5 protein-coding genes are annotated in these 4,819 nt (G+C 74.7%); 2 read left to right on the top strand and 3 right to left on the bottom strand.

What is annotated here, in order from left to right; all coding sequences use genetic code 11:
• The 3 genes from ABWK99_RS13695 to ABWK99_RS13685 form a co-directional block, all read right to left on the bottom strand.
• Window positions 1-334 (bottom strand): wax ester/triacylglycerol synthase domain-containing protein (locus ABWK99_RS13695; protein ID WP_372595257.1); only part of this gene is annotated, 334 nt, incomplete at its 3' end.
• 120 nt (window positions 335-454) lie between these two features.
• Window positions 455-1,123, bottom strand: a complete 669-nt coding sequence (locus ABWK99_RS13690; protein WP_372595256.1) for a response regulator — start codon at window positions 1,121-1,123, stop codon at window positions 455-457.
• Window positions 1,120-2,316 carry a sensor histidine kinase gene (locus ABWK99_RS13685; protein WP_372595255.1) on the bottom strand — a complete coding sequence of 399 codons (1,197 nt, stop codon included), beginning with the start codon at window positions 2,314-2,316 and terminating at the stop codon, window positions 1,120-1,122. Before ABWK99_RS13685 ends, ABWK99_RS13690 begins: the two co-directional genes overlap by 4 nt.
• A 166-nt stretch (window positions 2,317-2,482) precedes the next feature.
• Here ABWK99_RS13685 and ABWK99_RS13680 point away from each other — a divergent pair, with 166 nt between their 5' ends.
• Together ABWK99_RS13680 and ABWK99_RS13675 are read left to right on the top strand one after the other, a co-directional pair.
• Window positions 2,483-3,115, top strand: coding sequence for a hypothetical protein (locus ABWK99_RS13680; protein WP_372595254.1), 633 nt, complete (start codon window positions 2,483-2,485; stop codon window positions 3,113-3,115).
• A complete protein-coding gene (locus ABWK99_RS13675) occupies window positions 3,112-4,617 on the top strand; it encodes an alpha/beta fold hydrolase (RefSeq protein WP_372595253.1) in 1,506 nt (501 codons plus the stop codon). Before ABWK99_RS13680 ends, ABWK99_RS13675 begins: the two co-directional genes overlap by 4 nt.
• Window positions 4,618-4,819 lie beyond the last annotated feature (202 nt).

Genomic DNA, 4,819 nt, shown 5'->3' with positions numbered 1-4,819 from the left:
CGGCCTCGGGCCCGCGGTCGGGCCCCTGGCGGGATGCGCCCTCGACGAGGACGGCCCGCCACAACGGACGGTCAGGGGGAAGCGGACGCGCGACCTCCTGCGCGGCCACCGTCGCAAGGCGTGCCTCGTCGATCGGACCCCTGAGCTTCACGGACACGAGGTGGCGTCCCACGTCGAGGGCGGGGTCGGCCACCCAGTACGGCCGCCCGAGGCCGGGCGGGGCGCTGCGCAGCACCTGCCGGAACCTCTCGACCCGCGGCAGCCGGTCGAGGAGCGCCTCCCTGACCTCGCCGGGACGCGCGCCGGTGAGGACGAGCAGGGCCCCGACGTTCATCGGCACCGGGCCCACGTCCGTGGCGAGCTGGGTGAGGTCAGTCGGGCTGATGCGGTCGACCGTGGCGACCGTCGCCCGTGCACCGCACCGGCGCGACCTCGGTGACCGGGACATCGAGGACTACCGCGCGCCGGGCCGGACGATGCCGCCCTCGTAGGCGAGCACGACCAGCTGGGCGCGGTCCCGCGCGCCGAGCTTCATCAGGAGCCTGCTCACATGGGTCTTGACCGTGGCGTAGCCGACCACGAGCTCCGCGGCGATCTCGGCGTTGGAGAGCCCCTGCGCCACGGCGCGCAGGACCTCGACCTCCCGTTCGGTCAGCTGGTCGAGCCCGTCCGGCGGCTCGGGGGCCGGATGCGGTGACCGGCGGGCGAACTCCTCGATGAGCCGCCTGGTCACCGTCGGTGCGAGCAGGGCCTGCCCGTCCGCGACCACGCGGATCGCGGTCAGGAGGTCGTCGGGAGCGGTGTCCTTCGGCAGGAAGCCGCTGGCCCCCGCGCGCACGGCGGCGAAGACGTGCTCGTCGAGGTCGAAGGTGGTGAGCACGATGACCCTCGTCCCGGCCGTCTGCGGGTCGGCGGCGATCGCGCGGGTGGCGGTGAGCCCGTCGGTGCCGGGCATCCGGATGTCCATGAGGACGACGTCCGGGTGCTCGCGGCGCACCAGGCGCAGCGCGTCCTCGCCGTTCTCGGCCTCACCCACGACGTCGATGTCGGGCTCCAGGCGCAGCAGCACGCTGAGGCCGCGGCGCACCAGGGCCTCGTCGTCGACGACGGCGACGCGGATCATGGCTGCTCCTCGAAGGGGAGGTGGGCGTGCACGGCGTAGCCGCCGTCGGGTCGCGGCCCCACGGTGAGTGTCCCGCCCCAGACGGCGACGCGCTCACGCATGCCCAGGTGACCGTGGCCCCCGGACCGTGCGCCGTCCGGCGCATCGGCGGACGAGGCGGCAGCGTCCTGCGGGCCGTCGTCGAGCACCTCGAGATCGACGGATCCGGGTGTGAACCGCACGGAGACCTGTGCCCGGGTGCGTCCGGCGTGCTTGGCCACGTTGGTCAGCGACTCCTGGACCAGCCGGTAGGCGGTCACGTCCAGGGCGGTCGGCAGCGCCACCGGAGTCCCGTGGGTGGTCACCTCGACGGGCAGCCCTGCAGCGCTCAGCTCGGCGGCGAGGTCGCCGACCGCGCCGAGGCCGGGCGCGGGGTGGCGGTCGGCGGTCTCGTCCCGCATCGCACCGAGGATCCGGCGAACCTCCGTCAGCGCCGTGCGGCTCGTCGCGGAGACGGCGACCAGCGCGGCCTTGGCCTCCGCCGGGTCGGCGTCGATCACGTGCGCTCCCACCTGCGCCTGCAGGGCGATGACCCCCAGGGAGTGGCCGATGACGTCGTGCAGCTCCTGGGCGATCCGCAGACGCTCCTCGCTGACCGCTCGCCGATCCCCTTCGGAGCGTGCGCGCTCGGCCAGCTCGGCGCGTTCGCGCAGCAGGCTCGCGTTGTCGCGGCGCACGTGGGCGCCCCTGCCGAGGCCGAACGCGCCGGCGAAGAGGGCGGCGTTGGTCAGCAGCTCCCCTGGTGCCAGGCTCCCGGGCCGGACGAGGGCGACGGCAGCGAGCAGCACCGCCACCCACCCGACGGCGAGCGCGGTGCACCGAGGAGAGCGCAGGGCGGCGACGGTGTAGGCGGCGAGGAACAGACCGGAGCCGACGACCGCCGTCGTGTAGCCGAGTCCGAGGAGGGCGAGCACCGGCAGCGAGGCGACCATGAGCGTCGTCATCGGGGCGCGGCGCCGGGCGACGTACGGCAGGCTCCCCACGGCCAGCAGGAGGACGAAGGCGCCGTCGGCGGCCCGCGAGCCCTCCCCGGCGACACCGGACACGACCGCCCCGGTGAAGAGACCGAGGGCGAGCAGCGCGTCGAGGACCTCGGGTCGACGGGCGTCGACGGCTCGGACCCGTGCCCACGTCCTCGTCGCCGATCGGCCCATGGACCCGACGCTAGCCACGTGGGCCCGGCCGGCACATCAGCCTTCGGACCCATCGCCGGGTCCGCCCCGGGAGGGACGGTGACCGGAGGCGTGGGCCCGTGGGGGGTCGCGAGATCCCGTCCGCGGCCCGACGACGGGCCCCCGTTGCCGGCGGGACGCTCGGTCCATGAGCACCTCACCCCAGACAGCACGTCCCCGTCGCTCCGGTACGGGCGCCCGGCTGGCCCTGGCCGCCGTGGTGGCCGCCACCGGACTCACCGCCTCCATCGCCTGGGCCGCCGTCGGCCTGAGCGACCAGACCAGGCGCCCGGCCGCGATGGCCACGACCACCACCCCGGGGTCGGTGACCGTCGAGATCGACCGTCCCGGCGCCCATGTCGTCTACCTCGAGAGCGCCGTCCCCACGGCAACGCGTGGCCTGGACCCCGTCCTCGGCCTTGCCGCCGCCGACCTCGCCGTGACCGACGCGGAGGGAGTGCCCGTCGAGGTGGACACCTACCCGCGTGACCTGCGCTACGACGTCCGCCGGAGCGGTTCGGTGTCCGTCGGCCAGGCCGTCGCGGTCTTCGAGGCAGCCGAACCCGGCCCCTACACCGTGTCGACCACCACCCGGCTCGCCGACCGGAGCGCACGGATCGCCGTCGGCGACGACCTCGTCCCCGGCGTGCTGCGGGCCGTCCTGCTCCCGGCGCTCAGCGCAGCCGTGGCCCTCGCGCTCGCGGCCGTGATCGTGCTGCGCGCGGGCCTCGTGGCCGACCGGCACGGCCGTACGTCCACCCGCACGGGCGGTGCGCGATGAGCGCCCCGCTCGACCACCTCGCCGTGGCCGCGGGTCCGTCGGCCTGGCTCCGCCGGATCGTGCCCGTCGCCGTCGTGGTCACCGCGGGTGGCGTCGTCGGTCTGACGGCGCCCCGCGGCACGATGACCTCCGCCGCGTCCGTCGCGGCCTTCCTGCTCCTGGGCGCCGTCGGCGTGCTGGTCGGCGTGCTCGCCAGGACGCGGTGGGCCGCGCTCCTCGCGCCCGTGGCCTTCGCGGGAACCGTCGAGTTCGTCCGGCTCCCCGTGACCGGACCGACCGTCGACGCCATCCGGCTCGACGACCTCTACGGCGTCCTCGCCTTCGTCGTCGGACGTGGCTTCGACTCCGTCGTCCTGCTGCTGCCGCTCGTGCTCGGCGGGATGTGGGGGGCGGCGATCGCCCGCCGCGCCGGCGCTGCGCCGACCGGCCGCGCACCGCGCACCCGGCGCGTCGGTCTCGCTCTCAGCGGCGTGATCGCCCTTCTGGTGCTGGCCGCCCTGCTCCGTCCCGCCACCACCGCGCCGATCCTCGGTGCGGACGGCGCGGTGCTCGACGGGTCGATCGCCGAGCTCGCCACCGTCCCGATCGGCGGGCACGCCCAGTCGATGATGATCCGTGGCGAGGACGCCGAGGCGCCCGTCCTGCTCTTCCTCGAGGGCGGTCCCGGGGGAACGGCCACCGGCTCGATGCGGATCGCCGGTGAGCCCCTCGAGGAGCACTTCGTCGTGGTGACCTGGGACCAGCGCGGTACCGGGCGGTCCGCCGGCGCCCTCGAACCGACCTCGACGCTCACGCTCGACCGGATGGTCGCCGACACGATCGAGGTGACCCGGTACCTGTGCGAGCGCTTCGACGAGGAGAACATCTACCTGGTCGGGAGCTCGTGGGGGACGACCCTCGGGGTCCTCGCCGTCCAGCAGCGCCCCGAGCTGTACCGCGCCTACGTCGGTACCGGGCAGATGGTCGACCAGCTCGCCACCGACCGGCTCATGTACGCGGACTCGCTCGCCTACGCCGAGCGGACCGGTGACGCCGCGTTCGCGGACCGCCTCCGGGCGATCGGCGAGCCGCCGTACAGCGACACCCTCGCCTACTCCCAGGCGCTCGCGGCCAACCCCGAGTGGCAGGACTACCCGCGCGGCGCGGACTACGACTGGCGGGTCGAGTACCCGATGAGCCTCGTCGTCCCAGAATTCACGCTCACCGAGCAGTTCCGCGCCGCTGGAGGGATCTTCGAGACCTTCGCCGTGCTCTACCCGCAGCTGCAGGAGGTGGACTTCCGGCGGAGCGTGCCGCGGCTCGACGTGCCGGTCTACCTGGTGCAGGGGGCGCACGAGGCGCCGGGGCGCGCCACCCTCGCCCTCGAGTGGTTCGACGCACTGCAGGCTCCCGGCAAGCAGCTCGTGGTCTTCGACCGCAGCGGCCACACCCCGCAGCGCGACGAACCCGGACGTTTCGCCGACTTCCTCGCCGATGTCGTCCTCGGGAAGGACGAGGCCTGACGAGCCGTCCGGTGCACGGCAGCACGCGCCGCCCACCGCAGCGTCCCTGGATGCGCGGATCAGGACTTCAGGGAACCCTGGGGGACTGTGACAGCGCTCGCTCTGCTCGGAGGCATGGCCCTGCTCGTCGCGGGAGGCGAGGTGCTCGTCCGTGGGGCGAGCGGCCTGGCGCGCCTGCTGGGCCTCTCTCCCCTGGTGGTGG

The sequence above is a fragment of the Actinotalea sp. genome (assembly GCF_041597215.1).
In the GTDB taxonomy this organism is placed as follows: Bacteria; Actinomycetota; Actinomycetes; order Actinomycetales; family Cellulomonadaceae; genus Actinotalea.
Note: the sequence above shows the minus strand (reverse complement) of the source record. Positions and strands in the feature narration are given on the sequence as shown.

Coding starts and splice junctions, on each gene's coding strand:
- ABWK99_RS13685 (WP_372595255.1), bottom strand. CDS start 2,316: ATGGGCCGATCGGCGACGAGGACGTGGGCACGGGTCCGAGCCGTCGAC.
- ABWK99_RS13675 (WP_372595253.1), top strand. CDS start 3,112: ATGAGCGCCCCGCTCGACCACCTCGCCGTGGCCGCGGGTCCGTCGGCC.
- ABWK99_RS13690 (WP_372595256.1), bottom strand. CDS start 1,123: ATGATCCGCGTCGCCGTCGTCGACGACGAGGCCCTGGTGCGCCGCGGC.
- ABWK99_RS13680 (WP_372595254.1), top strand. CDS start 2,483: ATGAGCACCTCACCCCAGACAGCACGTCCCCGTCGCTCCGGTACGGGC.